General features: G+C 70.0%; 19 protein-coding genes. 8 read left to right on the top strand and 11 right to left on the bottom strand.

Annotation, left to right across the window (positions count from 1 at the left end; translation table 11 throughout):
- Positions 1-16 precede the first annotated feature (16 nt).
- Positions 17-1357 carry an efflux RND transporter periplasmic adaptor subunit gene (locus Aco04nite_RS28090; protein WP_213000269.1) on the bottom strand — a complete coding sequence of 447 codons (1341 nt, stop codon included), beginning with the start codon at positions 1355-1357 and terminating at the stop codon, positions 17-19.
- A gap of 167 nt (positions 1358-1524) precedes the next feature.
- On the opposite strand from Aco04nite_RS28090, the gene Aco04nite_RS28095 reads away from it, so the two are divergent.
- The gene (locus tag Aco04nite_RS28095; protein WP_244876358.1) at positions 1525-2154 is read left to right on the top strand and encodes a hypothetical protein; all 630 of its coding nucleotides are present in this window, start codon (positions 1525-1527) and stop codon (positions 2152-2154) included.
- Between the two features lie 60 nt (positions 2155-2214).
- On the opposite strand, the gene Aco04nite_RS28100 is transcribed toward Aco04nite_RS28095, so the two are convergent.
- Positions 2215-2664 (bottom strand): hypothetical protein, encoded by a 450-nt coding sequence (locus Aco04nite_RS28100; protein ID WP_213000270.1) that lies wholly within the window; start codon positions 2662-2664, stop codon positions 2215-2217.
- A 185-nt stretch (positions 2665-2849) separates the two neighbouring features.
- Here Aco04nite_RS28100 and Aco04nite_RS28105 point away from each other — a divergent pair, with 185 nt between their 5' ends.
- The 4 genes from Aco04nite_RS28105 (at position 2850) to Aco04nite_RS28120 (ending at position 9086) form a co-directional block, all read left to right on the top strand.
- Entirely contained in the window at positions 2850-4130 is a 1281-nt protein-coding gene (locus Aco04nite_RS28105; RefSeq protein ID WP_213000271.1) for a hypothetical protein, read from the top strand.
- 15 nt (positions 4131-4145) lie between these two features.
- The gene (locus tag Aco04nite_RS28110; protein ID WP_213000272.1) at positions 4146-4679 is read left to right on the top strand and encodes an NUDIX hydrolase; all 534 of its coding nucleotides are present in this window, start codon (positions 4146-4148) and stop codon (positions 4677-4679) included.
- Positions 4680-4727: 48 nt separating this feature from the next.
- The gene (locus Aco04nite_RS28115; RefSeq protein ID WP_213000273.1) at positions 4728-7187 is read left to right on the top strand and encodes a glycoside hydrolase family 3 C-terminal domain-containing protein; all 2460 of its coding nucleotides are present in this window, start codon (positions 4728-4730) and stop codon (positions 7185-7187) included.
- A 150-nt stretch (positions 7188-7337) separates the two neighbouring features.
- The gene (locus Aco04nite_RS28120) at positions 7338-9086 is read left to right on the top strand and encodes an L-lactate permease (RefSeq protein ID WP_213000274.1); all 1749 of its coding nucleotides are present in this window, start codon (positions 7338-7340) and stop codon (positions 9084-9086) included.
- Here Aco04nite_RS28120 and Aco04nite_RS28125 read toward each other — a convergent pair.
- From Aco04nite_RS28125 to Aco04nite_RS28140, 4 genes are all read right to left on the bottom strand, one after another.
- Positions 9012-9425: a hypothetical protein gene (locus Aco04nite_RS28125; protein WP_213000275.1), complete on the bottom strand. Its 414-nt coding sequence runs from the start codon at positions 9423-9425 to the stop codon at positions 9012-9014. The genes Aco04nite_RS28120 and Aco04nite_RS28125 overlap by 75 nt on opposite strands.
- A gap of 16 nt (positions 9426-9441) precedes the next feature.
- Positions 9442-9885, bottom strand: coding sequence for a GNAT family N-acetyltransferase (locus Aco04nite_RS28130; protein WP_213000276.1), 444 nt, complete (start codon positions 9883-9885; stop codon positions 9442-9444).
- A 233-nt stretch (positions 9886-10118) separates the two neighbouring features.
- On the bottom strand, positions 10119-10616 hold the full coding sequence (locus tag Aco04nite_RS28135) for a hypothetical protein (protein ID WP_213000277.1): 498 nt from the start codon (positions 10614-10616) through the stop codon (positions 10119-10121).
- An 875-nt stretch (positions 10617-11491) separates the two neighbouring features.
- Positions 11492-12763: an MFS transporter gene (locus Aco04nite_RS28140; protein WP_213000278.1), complete on the bottom strand. Its 1272-nt coding sequence runs from the start codon at positions 12761-12763 to the stop codon at positions 11492-11494.
- A gap of 47 nt (positions 12764-12810) precedes the next feature.
- Between Aco04nite_RS28140 and Aco04nite_RS28145 the strand changes: the two genes are divergently transcribed.
- Positions 12811-13905, top strand: a complete 1095-nt coding sequence (locus Aco04nite_RS28145) for an ROK family transcriptional regulator (protein WP_213000279.1) — start codon at positions 12811-12813, stop codon at positions 13903-13905.
- Between the two features lie 105 nt (positions 13906-14010).
- Here the strand turns inward: Aco04nite_RS28145 and Aco04nite_RS28150 are convergent, their stop codons facing one another.
- From Aco04nite_RS28150 to Aco04nite_RS28165, 4 genes are all read right to left on the bottom strand, one after another.
- Entirely contained in the window at positions 14011-14580 is a 570-nt protein-coding gene (locus Aco04nite_RS28150; RefSeq protein WP_213000280.1) for a histidine phosphatase family protein, read from the bottom strand.
- Between the two features lie 201 nt (positions 14581-14781).
- On the bottom strand, positions 14782-15387 hold the full coding sequence (locus Aco04nite_RS28155) for an FMN reductase (protein WP_213000281.1): 606 nt from the start codon (positions 15385-15387) through the stop codon (positions 14782-14784).
- Entirely contained in the window at positions 15384-16478 is a 1095-nt protein-coding gene (locus Aco04nite_RS28160) for an LLM class flavin-dependent oxidoreductase (protein WP_213000282.1), read from the bottom strand. Before Aco04nite_RS28160 ends, Aco04nite_RS28155 begins: the two co-directional genes overlap by 4 nt.
- A gap of 118 nt (positions 16479-16596) precedes the next feature.
- Complete coding sequence (locus tag Aco04nite_RS28165; RefSeq protein ID WP_213000283.1) at positions 16597-18537, bottom strand: glycoside hydrolase family 76 protein; 1941 nt, start codon at positions 18535-18537, stop codon at positions 16597-16599.
- Between the two features lie 37 nt (positions 18538-18574).
- Between Aco04nite_RS28165 and Aco04nite_RS28170 the strand changes: the two genes are divergently transcribed.
- Positions 18575-19417 carry a hypothetical protein gene (locus tag Aco04nite_RS28170; protein WP_213000284.1) on the top strand — a complete coding sequence of 281 codons (843 nt, stop codon included), beginning with the start codon at positions 18575-18577 and terminating at the stop codon, positions 19415-19417.
- A 65-nt stretch (positions 19418-19482) separates the two neighbouring features.
- Here the strand turns inward: Aco04nite_RS28170 and Aco04nite_RS28175 are convergent, their stop codons facing one another.
- Entirely contained in the window at positions 19483-20844 is a 1362-nt protein-coding gene (locus Aco04nite_RS28175; RefSeq protein WP_213000285.1) for a glycosyl hydrolase family 18 protein, read from the bottom strand.
- 334 nt (positions 20845-21178) lie between these two features.
- Between Aco04nite_RS28175 and Aco04nite_RS28180 the strand changes: the two genes are divergently transcribed.
- On the top strand, positions 21179-22018 hold the full coding sequence (locus Aco04nite_RS28180) for an SCO2525 family SAM-dependent methyltransferase (RefSeq protein WP_213000286.1): 840 nt from the start codon (positions 21179-21181) through the stop codon (positions 22016-22018).
- Positions 22019-22030 lie beyond the last annotated feature (12 nt).

Genomic DNA, 22030 nt, shown 5'->3' on the forward strand with positions numbered 1-22030 from the left:
TGAGAGCCCGCTGAGGTCACCACGATCGGACCACTGCCTCACCCTCGGTGAGCCCCGACTTGATCTCCGTGTACTGGTCTCCGCGCAGCCCGATACCGACCTTCACCTGGGCCCCGTCGCGCAGCACGGTGCCGGTGTCCCCGGCGACGTCGTGCACGGCGGTGCTCGGCACCCGCAGGACGTCCTGCGCCGAGCCGGTGGTCACCCGCACCGACGCGCTCTGCCCGACGAGCAGGTCCTTGGGGGCGTCGTCGAACGACAGCACCACGCCGTACCGGACCAGCGTGCCGTCGCTCGTCCCGATCGGGTCGACCTGGACCACGGTGGCGCCCAGGGTGTCGCCCGCACGGTCCGCGAGCCCGATGGTGGCCTTCTGGCGCACGGCGAGGCGGTCCGCGTCGGCCTCCGGGAAGTCCGCGCTGACCTGCATGTCGTAGACGTCGGCCAGGGCGATGAACGTGGAACCGCCGCTCACCTGGCTGCCGACCTTGCCGGAGACCGACAGGATCCGGCCGGCGATCGGTGCGGTGATCGTGGTGCCGTCGAGGTTGTCCTCGGCGTTCTCCAGGGCCACCTCGGCCTGGTTCACCCGCTGCTGGGCGCTGAGCACCGCGTCACCGCCGCTGCCCTGTCCCCCACCCTGCTGCCCGCCGCTGGTGTTCCCGCCGCCGGTGTTCCCGCCGCCGGTGGTGGTGCAGTTCTGGTTCGACTTCGTGGTGGGCGCCGCCCCGCCGCCGCGCGCCGGATCGGTGGTTTTCGTGGGTGTCTTCGTCGGGGCCTTGGTGGTCGGTCTGGTAGCCGGGCCGGTGGTCACCGCCGGGGTCGGGGACGTGGTGGTCCGGCTCGGCGTCGGGCTCGCGGTGGCGCTGCTGCTCGCGCTCGGGGCCGGATCCGCGTACGCCGCCGGGGCGACACACCCCGTCGTCGACGTCGTCGGCGTGGACGTCGCCTCGGCCGCGGCGTCCTGAGCCTCGGTCAGCGCGTCCTGCGCGTCGGCCAGGGTGTCCTGCGCCTCGTCGACCGCGGCAGCGGCGTCGTCGTCACCGATGCCGGCCAACTCCTGACCGGCGGTGACGACCGTGCCGGCGCGCACCTTCACGCTCTCCACGGTCCCCGCGACGGTGAACGACAGGTTGCGCGTCTGCGCCGGCTGCAACGTCCCGGTCGTGGCGACCTCCGAGGTCACCGCACCCTTGTCCGCCGCCACCGTCGTCGCGGCAGCCACCGGTTTCTCATCCGCGTCGGCGGTCAGCGCCCACACCACTCCCGCGACGAGCACCAGCACCACGACCACACCGGCCGTCAGCCACACCCATCGCCGGTTTCCCCCGCGCCAGGCGGCCATACCGATACCCATGTCGGCAGAGTGTTCCGGCCCGGCCTCGCCGCGGGCTCGGTCCCGCCTGGGAGTTACCTCGGAAGCTCCGGCCGCCGCTCATAGCTAATTCCGAGGGTCGTCCCACGTAGCGACGAGGTGGGCGGTCTTCTCTGGACCGTCGTGTCCGCGTACCCAAGGAGAGACCCGTGCCGCTGAACTCCAGAATGACCCCGCGCCGCCTCGCGGGCCTGTTCGTCGCTTCCGCGGCGCTGCTCGTCACCGCGGCGTGCGGCGGCGGATCGGACTCCTCGTCCACCGACGCCTCCGGGGGCGGTAACGGCAACGGTGCCAACGGGTTCGCCGCCTACCAGAGCTGCCTGAGCCAGAACGGCGTCACCATCACGATGCCGTCCGGCATGGCCCGCAACGGCGGAGCGTCGCGCGGCGCCTTCCCGTCCGGTGGTCCCCAGGGTGGCGGCTTCCCGTCGGGTATGCCGCGGCCCTCCGGCAGCGCGGGCGCCGGTGGCCAGCGTGGCGGCGGCTTCCCGGGTGGCGGGGGCGGCTTCCAGAAGCCCGAGGGCGTCGACGACGCGACCTGGGCGAAGGCGCAGACCGCCTGCGCGTCGGTGCGGCCCAGCGGCCGGGCGGGCGGCGGCAACGGAAACGGCCAGGGCCGGGGCAACGGCATGACCGCCGCCTACCGCACGTGCCTGACGGACCACGGTGTGACGCTCGGTGAGGGCACGCCGCTGAACACCACGGACGCCACCACCAAGAAGGCGGTCGAGGCCTGCAAGGCCCTCGCGCCGACGCCCAGCGCGTCGCCGACTCCCTGACCCTCACCGCATAGACCGATGCCGGCGCTCCCACGGGCGCCGGCATCGTTGTAACCGTGGCTAAGCGATCTCGAGGTTCATCCAGCGGTCGGTGAGCTGGCGGCGGCGGCAGGCGACGAGGTGACCGGCGAGGATCGCGGGCTGGCCGCCGCGCACGCAGACGTCCGCGCCGGCGGACAGGACACCGGCGACCAGCTCGGCCGCGGCGTCGTCGTCGACCAGGGCCACGATCCTGGTCCGGCGGGGCAGGACGGCCCGCGCACCCACGACGTCGAGCACCTTCGCGCCGCTGATCAGCACTATGTCGTCGGCGCGGATGTCGTCGAGCCCGGCCGCGTGCCGCACCGACCACCCGCTCGGCAGGTGCGCGCCGAGCCCGGCGACCCGCCCGTGATAGCCCAGCACGGCGACGACCGGCTCGGGCCGCGGCGTGTTGACGTCGGCCCTCCCGGTGAAGCGGTTGGGCGCGAACGCCTCGTTCTGATCGGTGCGATTCAGCTGCACAAGCATCTCGGACTCCCCCAAGCCGTGTCCCGTTCCCAACACCCCATACCTTTCGCCACCAGCCTTGGGGCTGCGTGTGCACAACCTGTGGGTCCTATGACAAACGAGAGCCCTCTCGCGCACGTTGACCGCAGCCGATACCTTGAGTGACGACCCGACCACACAGCTGGGGCGACACATCTGGGGGCGGCATGGTGCGGTCCGCGTACTTCGGCGCCCTGGACCCCGTCGGGTTCGCGCCCGCCGCCACCCAGGTCGACCGCCGGATCGTCGAGGCCGCCGGCGTGCTGATGATCCACATGCTGGCCGGCGGGGTGACGCCGGTGCTCTCCCCCGCGCAGGCGTTCGACGGTCCGCTCGTGCTCGGCGCGGTGCAGCGCTACGACGACGAGACGCTCGCGGTGCTCGGCCTGCTGCGCCGCGGCGCGATCCAGGTGCGCATCGTCGACAACCCCCTGCTGCGCGACACCGCCGACCCGGCCGACCGGTTCAGCCTGCTCAACGCGTTCGGCTCGGCGCTGCTGCGCGACGACTTCGAATTCTCTTCCTGGCCCGAGCTGCACGAGCACCCGGAGCTGCGCCGGGAGCTGGCCGTCCAGCTCGCCCGGGACGTGCCCGGCGTCGACGGCATCGCCGACGGTCCCCTGCGCCAGCGCCTCGCCGCCCTGGTGGAGATCGATCGGGCCCTGCGCGACGCGGGGCTGCCGATGCGCGTCACGGCACCGCCCGGCGACGGTCTCGCTGCCCGCGTGCGGGCCGGCCTCGAAACACTCCCCGAAGATCCGGTCGTCGGCGAGCTGCTGACCCGCGTACGGTCGGATCCCTCGTCCCTGCGGACCCGCAGCCAGTGGCGCAGCCTGATCCGGACCCTGGAGGCCGGCCCGGAAGCCGTCGCGAAGCTGAACGGGCTCGTGAACATCTCCTACAACGGCCTGGTCCGGGCCACGCTCGGCGCCGAGGGCCTGAACACCGACGCCCCCGACTACGAGACGGCGATCCTCGCGGCCAAGAACGGCATGGGCCTGGCGCTGAGCGCCAAGACCGCCGAGCTGGTCGACGACCGCGCGCTGAGCGGCTGGCTGACCTGGCAGGAGGTACGCCGCCTGCGTGACGAGCTGCTCGAGATCACCTCCTCGGACGGGCGCATCCGCTACCTGATCAGCCGGCACGCCGAGCACACCCTGGAGATCGCCCGCGCCACGAACACCGGGACCAGCATGTGGGCCCACGTGAAGGCCGCACCGCTCAACATCGGCGGCAGCCTGCTCGGCGGCGGGGTGGGCGTGCTGACCGGCGACCCGGCCCTGGTCCTCGCCGGTGCCGGAGCGGGAGCCGCCCTGGCCAGCGTCGCGAACTACCTGACCGATGTGTTCCGCGAACGCGAGGCCGTGCGCCACGCCGCGGCGCGCGCGGGGGAACTGTCCGACCGCTGGTCGCCGTCGCTCGTTTCGGACACGATGGACTATCGCTGACCCCGGGAGGCCCGCATGATCCGTACGCTGCGCGAACGCCGCGTCTACGCGAACAGGTTCGTCACCGTCTACGACGACGACGTGGCGTTCGCGGACGATTCCCGGGGCCGTTACCTGCGCATCGTCGAGTCCGAGGGCCGGCCGGGGGTGGCGATGCTGGCCTCGCACGCGGGCCGGTTCGCGCAGGTGCTCACGTACCGTTACCCGACGCGGTCGTGGGAGTGGGGCATCCCGCGCGGGTTCGCCGCCGGAACTGCGCTCTTCTCGGCGGAGCTGGAGCTCAAGGAGGAGCTCGGGGCGGCGCCCGACACGCTCGAAGCGATCGGCACGGTGACCCCCAACTCGGGGCTGCTGGCCTCGACCGTGCACCTGTTCCACGCCACCTACGCGGAGTTGCCCGGCGCGCCGGACGACTCCCGGGAGGTCGCGGACGTCCGCTGGCTGACCGCCGCCGAGCTGATGGCGGGCGTCGCCGCCGGCGAGATCACCGACTCGTTCACCCAGTGCGCCCTGCTGAGCGCCCTGGCCCGCGGGATCATCGGCCACTGAGGGGGTGTCGGTCCCGCCGCCGCTCCCCCGACGGGCGAAGATCATCGGGTGAAGTCGTCGGGGAGTGCGGGTCGCGGTGCGCTCGTCCGGTCGTTGTCGCTGCCGGAGAAGGTCGCATTGCTGACCGGCGCCTCGGCGTTCACGCTGGGCTCGCGGGAGTCGATCGGGCTGGGCGAGGTGCGGGTCTCCGACGGTCCCGCCGGGGTGCGGGGTGCCACGTTCAGCGGCGGGCCGACCGCCGTACTGCTGCCCAACCCGACGCTGCTCGCGGCGTTCTGGGACGAGGACGCGGCCGCAGAGGCGGGCCGGATCCTCGCCGAGGAGGCCCTCGCCCGCGGGGTGCACGTGGTGCTCGGGCCCACCGTCAACCTGCCGCGCTCGCCGCTGGGCGGGCGGCTCTTCGAGGCGTACTCCGAGGATCCGCTGCTCACCGGGAAGCTGGCCGCCGCCGCCGTTCGCGCGATGCAGGACCTCGGCGTGGGTGCCGCCCTCAAGCACCTGGTCGCCAACGACAGCGAGACCGCGCGCAACACCATGAGCAGCGAACTGGACGAGGCGACGCTGCGTGAGGTGGCCCTGCTGCCGTTCGAGATCGTGGTCGCCGACGCGGACCCGTGGGCGATCGTGGCGGCCTACAACCGGGTGAACGGCACGCCCGCCACCGAGCACCGCGAACTGATCACCGGCATCGTCAAGGGCGAATGGGGCTACCGGGGGCTGGTCATGTCCGACTGGTTCGCGGCCCGCTCGGCCGGGCCGGCCGCGAACGCCGGGCTGGATCTCGTCATGCCCGGGCCGCGCGGGCCGTGGGGTGAGGCGCTGGTGGGCGCGGTGGAGTCCGGCGAGGTCAGCGAGGCGGTGATCGACGACCACCTGGGGCGGTTGCTGCTGCTCGCCGCGCGGGTGGGCGCCCTCAAGGACGACACCGGCGCTGACCACCTTGCCCGCGCTGACCACCTGGCCGGGGCGCCGGGCAGTGCCGCGCGGCATACCCGGTCGGCTGTGGCGCCGGACAGTGCTGCGCGGCGGGCTCAGCTGACGCGGCTGGCCGCGCAGGGGATGACGGTGCTGGTCAATGAGAACGGGACGTTGCCGCTCGATCGGGCGCGGACCGTCGCGCTGATCGGGCGGCACGCGGTGGAGACCATCGGCATGGGCGGCGGGTCGGCGCATGTCACCCCGCCCTACCAGGTCAGCGTCGCCGACGGGCTGCGTGGTGCGCTGGGTGATCTGGTCACCGTGGTCGACGGGGTCGAGGTCCGGAGCAGGCCGGTGCCCGCGCGCGGCGGGTTTCTCACGGACGGGGAAACCGGCACTTCGGGCGTACGCGTGAAGCTGCTCTCCGAAAGCGGCACCGAGCTGGAGCGGCGGCACGCGGCGGACGCCACCACCACGGCCGGCCTGGACGAGCGCTACGCCGAGCCGGTGGCCACCGTGGTCCTGTCCGCCGTGATCACCCGCTCCGGCACGGCCGAGCTCGGCGTGCTCGGCTCCGGCGACTGGACCGTCCGGATCGGTGACAGCGAGTCATCATTCTCGCTGTCGACCACGGGGCGTAACTTCGGCGAGGAACTCGTGGTACCGCCCCTTTCCACGGGTGTGCACACGGTGACGGCGGGCACGACGTTCGAGGCGTCCGTGCGGCTGGGCTCGGGAACCGACGCGTTCAGCGCCGCGGGCCTGTTCGGCCTGATCGGACGGCCGGCCCGGCGCGAGACCGTCGACGTGATCGACGACGCGGTCCGGGCGGCGGCCGGCGCGGACGTCGCCGTCGTGGTGGTCGGGCTGACCGAGGAGCAGGAGACCGAGGGCGTCGACAAGAGCACACTGCACCTGCCGGGCGCACAGGACGCGCTGGTCGAGGCGGTCGCCGGAGCCGCGCGGCGCACGATCGTCGTGGTCAACGCGGCCAGCCCGGTGATCATGCCGTGGCGTACCCGGGTCGACGCCGTCCTCTGGGCCGGGCTGCCCGGTCAGGAGGCGGGTCACGCGATCGCCGCGGCGCTGCTCGGGAACATCGAACCGGCCGGGCGGCTCGTGACGACGTTCCCGGCCGAGGACGGTGGATCACCCGCGTGGTCGGTCACCCCGGTGGACGGTGTGCTCGCCTATGCCGAGGGGCGGTTCGCAGGGTACCGGGGTCATGACGCGGGGCTGGCTCCGGCGCCGGCCTTCTGGTTCGGCCACGGGCTGGGCTACACCACCTGGGACTATTCTGACATTTCGTATTCGTCCGGGTCGGTGGCCGTCACGGTCACCAATACCGGCCCGCGCGCCGGTCGCGAGGTTGTCCAGATCTACTTCAGACCCCAGGACAACGCTCATCCCGTACGCCTCATGGGCTGGTCCGCCGTCTCCCTGCCCGCCGGCGGGTCCGCCCGGGTGACCGTCCCCACCGATCCGCGCATGTGGCGGGCCTGGGCCGGAACCTGGGTGCCACTGGGCCCCGGCGAACTCATCGCGGCCCGCGGCCTCGGCGACGTCCGCGCCGCACTAGGGCGCATCTGAGGGATCACGGCGAGACTGCGGCGAGGTCCAGGTTTCGTGTCGCGGCAGCTGGGCCCGGCGCAGGCCGTCGTGATCCCTCAGACGCGCCCTAGGTTTCCCCTCGGCCACATAACGGTTACATTGCCTTCCAGGACTCATCGAAGAACCTGGATGGCAGCCATGTCCGACCAGTTCACGATCGTGACCGACCCCATCGCCGATTCCGTCGGGCTCTCGGCGCTGTTCGCGGTGCTCCCCCTGCTCACCCTCTTCCTGCTGCTCGGCGCGCTGCGGATGCGCGCCTGGCTGGCCGGGCTGATCTCGCTCGCGGTGGCGCTGATCGTCGCGATCGCCGTTTACACGATGCCGGTCGGGCAGGCCCTGCTGTCGGCGAGCGAGGGTGCCGCGTTCGGCTTCTTCCCCATCCTCTGGATCGTCATCAACGCCATCTGGGTCTACAACCTGACCGTGGCGAGCGGGCATTTCGACGTCCTGCGCCGCTCCATGGAACGGGTCAGCCCGGACATGCGCATCCAGGCAATCATTGTGGCGTTCTGCTTCGGCGCGCTGCTCGAGGCCCTCGCCGGTTTCGGTACGCCGGTGGCGGTCACCGTGGTCATGCTCATGGCGCTGGGGTTTCCTGCGCTGCGGGCGGCGACGGTGGCCCTGATCGCGAACACGGCGCCGGTGGCGTTCGGTGCGCTGGCCACGCCGATCGTCACGCTCGGGACGGTCACCTCGGGCGCCAGCGATGATCCGCGGCTGAACACCGAGATGCTCGGGGCCATGGTGGGGCGGCAGACGCCGTTGCTTGCTGTCGTCGTGCCTTTGGTGCTGGTCGCGGTGATCGACGGGCGGCGTGGCGTCCGGCAGACCTGGCCTGCCGCGCTGGTGGCGGGTGTCGTCTTCGCCGTGGGGCAGTTCGTGGCGTCGAACTACATCTCCGTTCCGCTGACCGACATCATCGCGGCGTTGCTGGCCGCGGCGGCTGTTGTCTTGCTCCTGCGGTTCTGGCGCCCGGTCGAATCCCCCGACCTCGCCGTCCCTCCCCCGGCGTCCGCATCTTCTGGTTCCGGGCCTTCCGCTCTCCGGCCGTCCACTTCCGTTGCTTCCGCTTCGGGGCCGTCCAGCTCGGGGCCTTCCGGCTCGGTGACCGTGGTGCGGGACACGCGGGTGGAGGTCGCGCGGGCCTATGCGCCGTACCTGATCATCATCGCGATCTTCTCCGTCGCGAACATCGGGGCGGTCAAAGCGGCCCTCGCCAAGGAACCTTGGACGGTGGCGTTCGCCTGGCCGGGTCTGCACGTCCTCGGTGCCAACGGAAAGCCCCTCGCGTCGACTACGTTCACGCTGGGCTGGCTGTCCGCCGCCGGAACCCTGATGATCCTCGCGGGCATCCTCACCGCGCTGGTGCTCCGGGTCCGACCCCGCCGGGCGGTGCGCGCCTACGCGGCGACCTATGCCGAGCTTCGCCACGCGATCGTGACGGTGATGGCGGTGCTCGCGCTGGCTTACGTACTGAATCAAAGTGGCCAGACCACCACCCTGGGCCAGGCCCTTGCCGAAACCGGTGGCGCCTTCGTCTTCCTGGCCTCGATCCTCGGCTGGATCGGCGTGGCGGTGACCGGCTCGGACACCTCGGCCAACGCCCTGTTCGGCGCCCTGCAGGTCCAGACGGCGACCAAGGCGGGCCTGGACCCGCTCCTGCTCGCGGCGGCCAACTCCTCCGGCGGCGTCCTCGGCAAAATGATCAGCCCCCAGAACCTCGCCATCGCCGCCTCCGCGGTGGGCATGGCCGGCAAGGAGGGCGACATCTTCCGCCGCGTGGTCGGCTGGAGCCTCCTGCTACTGCTCGTGATGTGCATCCTCGTGGCGCTGCAGGGAACCCCCGTCCTCGGCTGGATGGTCCCCGCCGCCTGACTCCAAGATTCCGGCCCGGCGCTCCAGGTCCGCCGCGATATCGTCCCAGTCCGGGCCGTACGTCCACAGATTCAACGCGGCCTCCCGCATCAGTTCCGGCTCACCGGGCCGCTGCAACACCACCAGCCGGTACGCCAGATTACGCACCCACACCGGCAGATACCCCTCCAGCTGGTTCGGCGACAACTCCCGCAGCATCGCCAGGATGGCGTCCGCGTCGGCGAAGGTCAGCGCCTCGATGAAATAGTGCGGATCGTGGTTCGCGGCGCACGGGACCGCATCCGGCTGAAACTCATCGCCGTACACGCACCGGGCGTGCTCGGTCAGGCTGCTGTGCATACCGGGACCCACTCTTTCAAAGGTCGAGGACGCCGACGGTCTGGCCGTGGCTGACTTCCCCGGTCGCCCGGAAACCCAGCCTGAGATAGAACCCCTCCGGCCCACCTGCGCGAGGCTCCCAGGTCACGTAGGCCCGCGAACTGCCACGCCCCCGAAGCTCATCACACACCGCGGCCACGGCGAACCGTCCATAGCCCGCACCCTGAGCATCCGCGGCGATGTTCAACCGCCACAACCCGGACCGGCGACCACCATCGCTCCAGGGAATGCCGACAAAGGCCATGACAAAACCCACCACCCGGTCGCCGTCGCAGATCAGGCGCGGCCAAGCAAACTCCGGGAATACGTACGCCTCCGCGAGCGACTTCACCACCGGCGCGACAAGATCCTCCTGCCCCGGAGCCACCGCAATGTCCAGCGCCGCCTCATAATTCTCCGGCGTGATCACCTCAAGACGCATGCAACGCACTTTATTGAGCCCTCGACCGGCACGCGACGAGATTTGCCCACGGTTCCGGCCGCCCCCGGTTCCCGCCCCTGCGGCTTCCGCCTCTGCGGCTTCCGCCTCTGCCGGCTTCCGTGAGGGGACATGGGGCCGGCCGCTATCTGGTCCGACCAACCGCCAAGGACGCCGTCACGATCCCGCTGAGTCCATGAACGCAGGCGGCCGAATGCGTTCCGTGCGGTCAATGATCAATAGTGCGCAAGAATCTGAGCGACGGGATGCCCGAGAAGCCTCGCCACCTCGCTGAGTTCTCCGCCGTCGAGCTCATACCCGGCCCGCGTGGCATTCATGGCACACACCTCGAAACGGGCGAACCCCACCGGCCAGTCGTAGCGATGCGAGTCCAGAGCGGCGACAGCCCCGCAGCACGGCACCTCGAAGTCGAGGCTGTCAAAGGTCTCGCCCCGCTCCTCGATCAGGTCGGCGAACCAGCCCACCCCGATGTCCGCCCCGCACTGCGAGCAGAACACCCGGGTGGTGTTCTCCCCGGCATCAACCAGAGTGACCTGGTCATAGAACTCCGCCTCGACCTCTTCGACGTCGTCCTCCGGCCCCGAGAACAGACCCGCCACATAGCTCACCGCCGCAGCAGCACCGACGGGATCCGGCTGCCACTGCTTGTCCGTCGGAATCAACCGGATGTAGTCGTCACTCACCCGCGCCAGCATGCCGCCCCACGTGGACATGATCAAGTCCGCAGATCCCCTCACCTCGGCAATCGGGGCTTACTTCCCGGGAAGAGGCGCGCCGTGGCCAGGCCTTCACCTCCCTGCAGGCCAGGCGACCAGGGACAAGGCCCGACGCGGCGGCCAGGCCCCATGAACAAGACGCGGCGGGACCGGCCCAAGAACAAAGCCTCGAGGCAGGTCGGACCCCACCAACAGGACGCGGGGCAGGCCCAGCCCCAGAGACAAAGCTCGGGGCAGATCAGACCCCACCAACAAGGCGCGGGGTGTGGCCCGGCCAGCCGCGCCGCCGTCAACGACGGGGAACACTTTCCCTCAAGAACAAGGCCTTGAGACAGCCCGGATCCCACCAACAAGACGCGGGCGAGCCCGGCCTCAAGGACTGACAAAGCGTGGGGTCAGGTCACGCCCACGGACGAGGCGGGACGGGCACGCCCCAAGGACGAAGCGTGGGTTCAGGTGGTGGCCCACGGCGCCGGGGCGCAGCCGAGGCCCCGGAACATTACCCGGGGCAGGCCGCGCTCGACTGACGAGGCCCGGCGGCAGGGCCACACCTGCCACCGAGGCTGGGACGCAGCCGAGATCCTCGGAGGGAGCCCGGGGTACCCGGGGACCGAGGGCAGAGCCCGGGGTAGCCGGGGACCGAGGGCAGAGCCCGGGGTAGCCGGGGACCGAGGCCGGAGCCCGGGGTAGCCGGGGACCGAGAGCGGAGCCCGGGGTAGCCGGGGACCGAGAGCGGAGCGATGGCGTGGGCCAGGCTCCCTGCGGACAGGGCGGTTGGTCCACGGCCCTCCTGCACACCCGGCACGTCTACCAGTGCGACCAGCCGCATCGCCTCCGACGGTTTGTGGGGGTGGGTTGGAGCTTGTGGTGGGTTATTGGAGGGCGGGGTGGGAGTTGTCGGGGGTGGGGGTGGGGTTGGGTTGGTCGGGGGTGGGGGTGGGGTTGAGGTGGGGTTTGGGGTCCAGGGCGAAGCTGATGGCGGCGAGGGCGAGGCCGATGATGCCCAGGGCGACGCCGACCCAGGCGGGGGCGACGTAGCCGAAGCCTCGGGCGATGACCAGGCCGCCGAGGGCGGCGCCGAGGCTGTTGGCGATGTTCATGGCGGACTGGTTGAGGGCGGCGCCCATGAGCTGGGCTTTGGGGGCGACGGTGATGAGGCGGGCCTGCATGGTGGGGCCGAGGAAGAGGCTGGTGGCGCCGATCAGGAAGGCGCCGGTGAAGAGGCCGATCGTGGTGGAGGCGGCGAGGCCGAAGAAGACGATGGCGGCGATCATTGCGGGGAAGCCGATGAGCATGGCGCGGCGCAGGTCGCGGTCGGCGAACCAGCCGCCGAGGGCGTTGCCGACCGTCATGCCCAGGCCGACGGCGACCAGGACCCAGGGGACGGTGCCCGAGGAGAGACCCGTGACGTCCGTGGTGATCGGGGCGATGTAGCTGTCGACGGCGAAGAAGCCCGCGAAGCCGATGGCTGCCGTTGCCGCGACCAGCCAGACCTGGGGGCGGCGCAGCGCTTCGAACTCGTTGCGTGGGGAGCCGCTTTCGGCTGCCTTCACCTCGGGGACGGTCAGGGCGACGGCGAGCAGGGTGAGCGCGAAGACTCCGGCGATGACCAGGTAGGCCACGCGCCAGTCCGTCGCCTGGCCGAGTTTGGTGATCAGGGGGACGCCGACGACGTTGGCCGCGGTCAGGCCGCTGAGGACCGCCGCGAAGCCGCGGGCCTCGTTGCCCGGGCCCATCAGGGTCGCCGCGAGCAGGCCTGCCGCGCCGAAGTAGGCGCCGTGCGGCAGTGCCGCGATGAACCGGGCGACGAGGACGAGACCGAACGTGGGGGCCACCGCCGAGCCGATCGTGCCGACCACGAACAGCACCAGGAGGCCCAGGACCAGCTTCTTGCGGGGCACGCGGGCGGTCAGGGCGGCGATCAGCGGGGCGCCGACGACGACACCCAGCGCATATGCCGTGATCATCCAGCCTGCCTTGGCCACCGCGTCGGTGGAGGAGGCAGCGTAGTCGGCGGGGAGCAGACCGCGGGCGATGTCGGGGAGCAGCCCCATGGCGACGAACTCGGTCAGCCCGACCGCCACGCCGCCGAAGGCGAGGGCGAGCAGGGCTGTCCAGCGGTGACGGGGGCTGAGAAGTTCCACGGGGACGACTTTAGCAACGCTGTTGCGTTAGGGGGTAGTGTGATCCTATGCACCGCATCGCCGCGGACCTGACCTTCCTCCGGGACTACAACGAGGCCCTGGTCATGGCCCTTGCCCGCACCTGGCGCACGTTCGAGCGCAACACCGTCTCGGACGCGACCGGGCTGACCCCGCAGGCCGTCTCGAAGGTTCTCGCCCGGCTCGTCGAGGAGGGCGTGGTCGCGCCCGCGGGGGTGCGCCGGCCCGCGATCGGCAAGCCCGCCGGGGTCTACGAGCTGGTCCCCCACAGTCGCTATGCGATCGGGGCGCACGTGTCACGGCGTACGGTGCGGATGGTCTTGGTTGATCTTGCGGGGACCGTGCTGTGGTCGGCCGTGATGGCGCTGCCGGCCGATTTCACGCCGGGCGATCTGCTCGACGGGATGGCCGGGCTGATCGACAAGGTGCGCGCGGAGCATGAGATCGACGGGCGGCTGACCGGGGTCGGCATCGGGATGATCGGGCCGCTGGACCATGCGGCCGGCACCGTTCGCGACGCGCACAGGATGCGGCATTGGCACGATATCCCGCTGGGGGCTTTCGCCGAGGATGTGCTCGGTCTGCCGGTCCACCTCGACAAGGACGTGACTGCGGGGGTGACGGCGGAAGCCTGGCGGCGCGGTGCGGCCTTCCGGGACGCCGCGCTGATCATGGTGGAGTCGGGCGTCGGGGCCGGGTTGTGGCTGGGCGGCGCGGCGCATCGGGGCTCCCACACGAATGCCGGCGAGTTCGGGCACACGGTCGTCGCGCTGGACGGGCCGCGGTGCGCGTGCGGGAGGCGGGGGTGCATCGAGGCGGTGCACGACGCGGCTGTCGAGGCCGGTGACGTGGGACGGGCCGCGGAGGTGCTCGGGGTCGGCGTGGTCAATCTGTTGCAGACGCTCGATCTGGAGCATGTGGTGCTGGCGGGGGCGGATCTGCTGCGGCACGCGAAGGTCTACCGGGACGCGGTCGAGGAGGCTGTTCGCACTCAGGTGCCGCGGGCGGATTGGCTGACGGTGGAGGTGACGCTGTCCAGTTTGGGCGAGGATGTGATCGCGGCGGGGGCGGCTATGCAGGTGCTCGATGCGCGCTACGGCATTCCGGGGCTCGCGCCGCTCTGAGAAAGGGCTCGTGCCGGTCCGGGGAAGGGCTCGCGCCGGTCCGAGAGGGATGTGGAGCGACGGCAGGCCGGCCCCGAGAAGAGGGACCGGCCTGGGGAAGAGCCGTCAGGAAGCGGCGTTCCAGGTGTCGATGGCGGGCTCGCCGTGGTCGAAGCCCAGGGTTGACAGTGTGGCGGTGTCGAGGCGGAAGAGGGCGCCGCCGGCCGGGGGGAGGCCGATCCAGCGGGCGCCGGCGACCCGGAGGCTGTGGCCGTGGGCGATCAGGGCGACGTCGCCCTGGTCGAGGAAGGTGCGGGCGTGGGCCAGGACCTTGTCGAGGCGGGCGGCGACCTGGGACGGGGATTCGCCGCCGGGGGCGCCGTCGGTCCAGAGTTTCCAGCCGGGGTCGGTCTCGTGGATGGTTGCCGAGGTGATGCCCTCGTAGTCGCCGTAGTTCCACTCGGCGAGGTTCTCGGTGGTCTCGGTGACCGTGAGGCCGGCCAGTTCGGCCGTGCGCAGGGCCCGCTTGCGCGGGCTGGAGATCACCGCTGCGAATGTGCGGCCCTGCAACCGCTTGCCGGCCTCGCGGGCCTGCTGTTCGCCGGTCTCGGTCAGGTCCAGATCGGTGTACGAGGTGTGGCGCCCGTTGGCGCTCCACTCGGTCTGGCCATGCCGGATGAGCACGATCTCACCCATGGTGTCCCCCTGTCGTCCCGTTATTTCTACCCCGCTCGGAGCACGCGCGAAGCGAGACGAACGTCATGCATGTTGATCTTGCCAGGCCGGAGCCGGGCGACCCAAGCCGGAGCCGGGCGACCCAGGCCGGAGCCGGGCGACCCAGGCCGGAGCCGGGCGACCCAAGCCCGAGCCGGGCGACCCAAGCCCGAGTGGGCCGGTTCAGGCGCCGAGCATGTCCGCGAACGACGTGGTCAGCGCGAACGGGTCGGTGACCACGGCGGGCTCGCGCCGGGAGATCTCCCTGGCCAGCTCGCTCGCGGCGCGGTCGACGCGGCCGTGGAGAAGATCTTCGGAGCCACCCCAGTCGTCGGTGGCGGCGAAGACGGATGTCGGCATGGTCACAGCCCGCAGGTACGCGAACATGGGCCGCAGCGCGTGCTCCAAAGCCAGCGAGTGCCGGGCCGTGCCGCCGGTGGCCGCGATCAGCACCGGCTTGTCGACCAGGGCGTCCTTGTCGAGGACGTCGAAGAACGACTTGAACAGCCCGCTGAAGGATGCGTTGAAGACCGGGGTCACCGCGATGATCCCGTCGGCGGCCTCGACGGCCTCGATGACGTCCTTGAGCGCCGCCGGCGGGAAGCCGGTGAGCATGTGGTTCATGAGGTCGTGCGCCACGTCGCGGAGCTCGACGACGCGCACGGTCAGGTCGACGCCGAGGGAGGCGGCCTGGTCCACCGCCGCCGCGGACAGGCGGTCCGCGAGCAGGCGGGTGGACGACGGCTGGCTCAGCCCCGCCGAGATGACGACGAGAGAGCGCTGGTTCATGCTACCGAGACCTCCGGGGAAGACTTAGCGGCGAGCAGGGATGCGTGGGTGGGAGCGTCCGGCACGTGGGCCGGCTTGAGGTTGGCGAACTCCTTGCGGAGCACCGGGACGACCTCGGAGCCGAGCAGGTCGAGCTGCTCCAGGACGGTCTTCAGCGGCAGGCCGGCGTGGTCCATGAGGAAGAGCTGACGCTGGTAGTCGCCGACGTAATCGCGGAAGCCGAGCGTACGGTCGATGACTTCCTGGGGGCTGCCGACCGTGAGGGGCGTCTCCCGGGTGAAGTCCTCCATGGAAGGGCCGTGGCCGTAGACGGGGGCGTTGTCGAAGTAGGGGCGGAACTGCTTGACCGCGTCCTGGCTGTTCTTGGCCATGAAGACCTGGCCGCCGAGGCCGACGATGGCGGTGTCCGGGTCGCCGTGGCCGTAGTGCGCCCAGCGCTCGCGGTAGAGGGCGATCATCCGCTGGGTGTGGCTGGCCGGCCAGAAGATGTGGTTGGCGAAGAAGCCGTCACCGTAGAACGCGGCCTGCTCGGCGATCTCGGGGCTGCGGATCGAGCCGTGCCAGACGAACGGCGGGATCTCGTCGAGCGGGCGCGGGGTGGAGGTGAAGGACTGCAGCGGTGTGCGGTACTTGCCCTTCCAGTCGACGGTGTGCTCGCGCCAGAGCTTGTGCAGCAGGGCGTAGTTCTCGATGGCCAGGGGGATCCCGGCGCGGATGTCCTTGCCGAACCAGGGGTAGACCGGCCCGGTGTTGCCGCGGCCCAGGGTCAGGTCGACGCGGCCGTCCGACAGGTGCTGCAGCATGGCGAAGTCCTCGGCGATCTTGACCGGGTCGTTCGTCGTGATCAGCGTGGTCGCCGTGCTGAGCTGCAGCGTCGAGGTCTGCGCGGCGATGTAGGCGAGGGTCGTCGTGGGCGAGGAGGAGAAGAACGGCTCGTTGTGATGCTCACCCAGGGCGAAGACGTCGAGGCCCACCTCCTCCGCGTGCTTGGCGATGGTGACGATGTCCTTGATGCGCTCGGCCTCGGTCGGCGTGTGACCGGTGGTCGGGTCGGTGGTGATGTCGCTGACGCTGAAGATCCCGAACTGCATGACCCGCTCCTGGCTTTCCCGCCGGGACCTCTCGTCCCGATCTGACCCGCACAACCTCTTTGCTTCGTCAAATATTTCACGAGCAAACACTTTTTGGGAAGTGCGGCCTCGGTCACACTCAGCCGGTCGCGGCGATCAGGGCACCCAACCCGGAGGCCTGGGTGCGCCAGTCCCGCGCGTTCGGGTACGCCGAGGACGTCTGCCCGCTCCATCGCTGCCCGATCCGGTTGAGGGAGTCACGATCCGCATTCCAGATGCTGTCCGCCTGGGTACGCGCGTAGGTCCGGTACCCAGCCTCCCCCGTGGCATCGGCGAGGTCACCCAGATAGCGCATGAACACGCCTTTGAACTGTTTCCCGTTGTCGTCGCAGGTCCGATCGGCGGCGTCGCACGACTCGGTCAGGATGCCGCCCCTGGTCAGCACGGGTGACGAGATCGCCGCGTCCGCCAGCCGCCGCGACGCCGCGAGCGCATTCGCGTTCCCCGTCGCGCGCCACACCTCGAGCGAGGCCCCGATCGCGAGCCCCTGATTGTAGGTATAGACGGTCTGCCCGTTGTTCGCGCAAGCAGTGGTGAGCCCGTCGTTCACCAGCCCGGCGGCATTGATCAGGCCGCTGGCGGCGAACCAGTTCCACCCGGTCACGGCCCGATTCAGCCACGTCGTGTCGCCCGGCAACCGGTTGTGCAACGACGCGGCCAGCCGCACGTACAGACCGCTGGTGACGGCATTCTTATAGGTACGTTCGCGGTCCCACCACACGCCACCGCCGCACGTCGAGGTGTCCCAGAAGCCGTTGACGTAATTGGCGATGATCACTGCCTCGTCGCGGTATTTCGGGTTACCCGTCAGGTCGTAGGCCTTCACCCATGCGAGCCCCCACCACGCCGCATCGTCGATGGCCCGGCTGATGAAATGCCCCTCGATGGCGTCGCTGCTCTTCACCCCGGCCGGGAAGGCCACCTTGTTCACTTCGAAGGTCCGATCAACTACCCACCCATATTCCTGGGTACGCCCGGAGCGCGCCATCCAGTCCATCATCGTCGTCACGGCGACCGCGGAATTCCACCAGCTCGACGGCCACCACGCGGTATCCGGCTGATACGAGTACATCAACGCGTCAGCGGCCGCGGCGGCACGGTCGGCGGCAGGTCGCGCCCATTGCGTACAACTGCCATTGGATCCGGTGACCGCACGACCGCAGGCGCGCACGCTCCCCGCGTACATCAAGGATCTGATGTCTCGGGAAGTGAAGAGTGCGGTGCGCGCCGAGCTCGCGCCGCCCGGGGTGCTCGTGCGCCCGAGCGACGAGCCCCCGGGCCAGCTCACACCCTCGTCCCACGACCGGTCGAGCCAGATCTCGTCGCCCGCGGCCCCGCCGGAAATGGTTCCCCAGAGCATTCCGCGCTGGTCGGCGTGCAACGAAATGGTGCGCCCGCTGAGTGCGGCGGAAGGGACCGGCACCGCGTCACCGACGTTCGCGGTCTCGCCGTCACAGACCACATCGCACGCCTTGAGGCGCACCCATTCGGTGCACTGGATCCCGCTCGCGTCCCCGCACGCCCGAACCATGCCACGCTTGTGGTGCGACGGATCCGCGAGGTTGTACATCAGTGTCCGCGTGCCGGTCCAGGTCGCCGGAATGCTCGCCTTTCCGAGCAGCCCGTCCCAGCTGGAACCCCCGTCCCAGCTCCGATCGAGCCACACGGAATCCCCGGCGCCCCCGTTGTCGATACTCCCCCACGCCATTGCGTCGGCATCGGAGAGGTGCAGCGAGATCCGCCGCCCGTTCTGCGTCTTGTCGGGAACCGGGAACGTGTCCTGGCGAGCGGTCGAGGGATCCCGGGTGTCACACGACACCGAGCAGACGGTCGCGGCGGCGGTCACGGACGCGGCCGGGGCAGATGAGGACGGGGCGATGGCCGGCACTGCCGTGGCCATCAGGGCGACAACGAGCAGGGTTCGCAGCATCTGTTCATATTGACGCTTATCAACGTCTATGAACAGTCTTGTTAACAGAATCAATGAGCCGCCCGCCCGATTGCGGCCGGGTAGCACCATCGGGTGAAATCAACGTGACTCGGCTCAGGGGGCGCCCGTGAAGGTCCGTTTCAAGATTCTCGTCACCGCGATCGCGGGTGGCCTCACCTATCTGCTCACCAGCGCCGCGGGCCAGGCGGAGATCTGGCAGCTGACGATGGCGGTCTTCGTCGCGGGCATCGTGCTCGTGGCTCTGATCCTGGTCGATCTGAATCTGGCCGTCACAGAGCTCTACACCGGACCCGGGAAATCGCGGCTGCGGGCCGACCACATCGACCGGCTCGTCGCGGCGTCCGCGAGCATCGACTCGAGCGACGTCGTGCTGCGCCGGTTCGCGGATCACGAGCTCAGCCGGCTCGCGCAGACCCTCGACGGGTTGCGCGAGGGGTGGGCGGTCTACGAGGGCGAGGACCGGGACTGGCTGCTCAACCTGACCGAATGCGCGTACGAGACGATCGACGCCACCAGCATGACCTCGTTCGACGCGCCCGGGAACTTCGCCGACGCGGGCCTGTTCTGGGCGACCGACCTCGGGCGGCACTACCTCGCCCGGCAGCGGCAGGCGATCACCGAGCGCCACGTCGCCATCCGGCGGATCTTCGTCATCGACGACGCCTCCGACGCCGGTGACGATTGGATCGACGACTTGGTGAAACCGCACAAGGAGATCGGGGTACGCACCCGGGTGCTGCGCTCGTCGCAGCTGGACTCGCTGACCCGCACGGACCTCTACGACTTCATCGTCTTCGACGGGCGGCTCAGCTACGAGCTGCGCGCCGCGTCCGCCCCGGACCCCGACGTGCCGCCGCTGATCACCAGCGTCACGCTCGTCGCGGACTGGCGGGTGGAGGATCGCAAGCGGCGCTTCGAGCAGATGTGGAACGACGCCACCGACCGGTGAGGGGGACGGCCCGCTGCCGCCCTGGGGACGGGGCGACAGCGGGCCGTGGCCGGTGAGAACGCCTTTCAGCGGCCCTGGAGGGCTTTCACGTTGTCGCCGAAGGTCCAGCTGCGGGAGCCGTCCCAGTTGGCCGACCACGTCATCAGGCCCTTGAGGCCGCCGTTGAAGCTGTTCCACGACTGCGAGACCAGCGCCGGTGCCATGTAGCCGCCGCCCGCACCGGACTGGGCGGGCAGGCCGGGGACCTGCTTGTCGTACGGTACGCGGATCGTCGTGCCCTGGATGGTCAGGCCCGCGTTGAGGCACTGGGTCTGCGCCACGAAGCCCTGCACGGTGCCCGCGGAGTAGCTGTCGCCGCTGCAGCCGTACATGGATCCGTTGTAGTACTGCATGTTGAGCCACCAGAGGCGGCCGTTGTCCGCGTATTTTTTGATGATCGGCAGGTACGAGCCCCAGATCGAGCCGTAGGTGACGCTGCCGCCAGTGACGTACGCGGCCTCCGGGGCCATCGTCAGGCCGAAGTTCGACGGCATCCGGGCGAGCACGCCGTCGATGATCCTGATCAGGTTGGCCTGCGACGCCGAGAGCGTGTTGATGTTGCCGCTACCCGTAAGGCCGGTCTCGATGTCGATGTCGATGCCGTCGAAGTTGTACTGCTTGAGGATCGGCACGATCGTCGCGATGAACCGGTCGGCGACCACGGCGGAGCTGAGGTCGATGCCCGCCGCCGCGCCACCGATGGACATCAGCAGGGTCGCGCCGTTCGCCTTGGCCTGGCACATCTGCGCCGGGGTCGACACCTGCACACCCGCGTCCATGCCGTTCTCCCACAGCACCGTGCCGTCGGAGCGGATCACCGGGAAGGCCGCGTTGATGACGTTGTAGCCGTGCTGCGCGAGGCGGCTGTCCGTGATCGGGACCCAGCCGAGTCCGGGGTGGACGCCGTTGCTCGCGCCGTCCCAGTTCTCCCAGTATCCGGCGAGGACTTTCCCGGTGGGCCGCGACTTGACGGCGCAGGTGCTGCCACCGGGCGGGGTGGTGGTCGGCGGCGTGGTGGTGGTGGGTGGCGTCGTAGTAGGAGGCGTGGTTGTCGGGGGCGTGGTCGTCGGAGGTGGCGTTGTGGGCGTGCCGGTGCAGGCGCCCAGGTCACTCCACAGCGAGGGGGTCGCGGCGGGGTTCCAGCCTGCTCCCACGTACGCCGTATGTGTGACAAGTGCCGAATACAGCCGCGAGGAGTAGGTGACCTGCGTGCCTACTGTGTAGGTGCTGCCCTCGGCCCACGCCGGAGCTGTGCAGGTCACGGCCGCCGCGCGCAGAGGAACACCCACTGTGGTGGCTGCCATGCCGTCGGGAGCCAGGGCGACCACGGTCGCCAGCGCCAGCGAGACGCCGGTGGCCAGCACGGATACGGTACGACGTTTGCCCATGGCGACTCCCGAAACATCGATGACCAGGCAGGTCCTCCACATCTTGACGTTTGTGAACATCTTTATCAAGGGTTGTTAACAGATCCAGTCCGGGCAATGTCCGACCCCGCCGAGTTGACCCATGACAACCCCCTGTACTGTGCGTTTCCTGAACGCCGTAGCGCTCGTTACCGCAATCGGGTCCATGCGCCGGCCGACAACGTGACAATAAAACCGACAACGCGACAATAGAACCTAAAAGTCACACCTGGGCCGGCCCGCCAGCCGGTGACGTCATGTGAAATTTCGTGCCTAACGGCCGCCACGTGGGAGACCTACGCTCAACGAGAGCGGCGTGAACGGGACTCCAGCGTTGACCGCCCAGATCGCCGGAGGAAGAACCGTGGGCAACCCTGCCGGAGCAGCACAGGCGGAGAGCGCGGCAGGCCCGCGGCTCAACGAGGATGTCGACTGGGATCTTTTCGACTCAGCGGCGTACTTCGCACACAACTACAGCACCCTGCGCCCGGACGACGGCGAGATCATCCGGATCGTCGCGGACTTCTTCGAGCAGCAGAAGCAGCAGTGGCCGGACACGTGGCGCCCCAAGGCGATCGACGTCGGGGCCGGGGCGAACCTCTATCCCGCGCTGACGATGCTGCCGTTCACGGGCGAGATCACGCTCTACGAGCGGGCGTCGTCCAACCGTGCCTGGCTGACGGAGCAGATGGAGCAGGAGGACGGGCCGAGTCCGACGTGGAAGCAGTTCTGGGCGGAGATGATCCGGGGCCGCAGTGCGTACCAGACCATCAACGACCCGCTGAACCTGCTGACGCGCCGGGCCCGCGTGGTCAAGGGCAGCGTCTACGGTCTCCAGCCGGAGCAGTACGACATCGGGACGATGTTCTTCGTCGCGGAGTCGATCACCACGCGCGATGACGAGTTCGAGCGCGCGACCCGCATGTTCGTCAACTCGTTGCGGGCGCACGCGCCGTTCGCCGCGGCGTTCATGAAGAATTCCTCGGGTTATCGCGTCGGTGAGAACACGTTCCCGGCGTGCTCGGTGGACGAGAATGACATCCTCCGGGCGCTCTCAGGGGTTGCGCGGGATGTCACAATCAATCCGGTCGAGAGCAACGATCTGCGCGACGGTTACGGCGGCATGATCGTTGTTACGGGACGCAAGAAGATGTAGCGGACCGATGGA

The sequence above is a fragment of the Winogradskya consettensis genome, assembly GCF_018332715.1.
GTDB classification, from domain to species: Bacteria; Actinomycetota; Actinomycetes; order Mycobacteriales; family Micromonosporaceae; genus Actinoplanes; species Actinoplanes consettensis.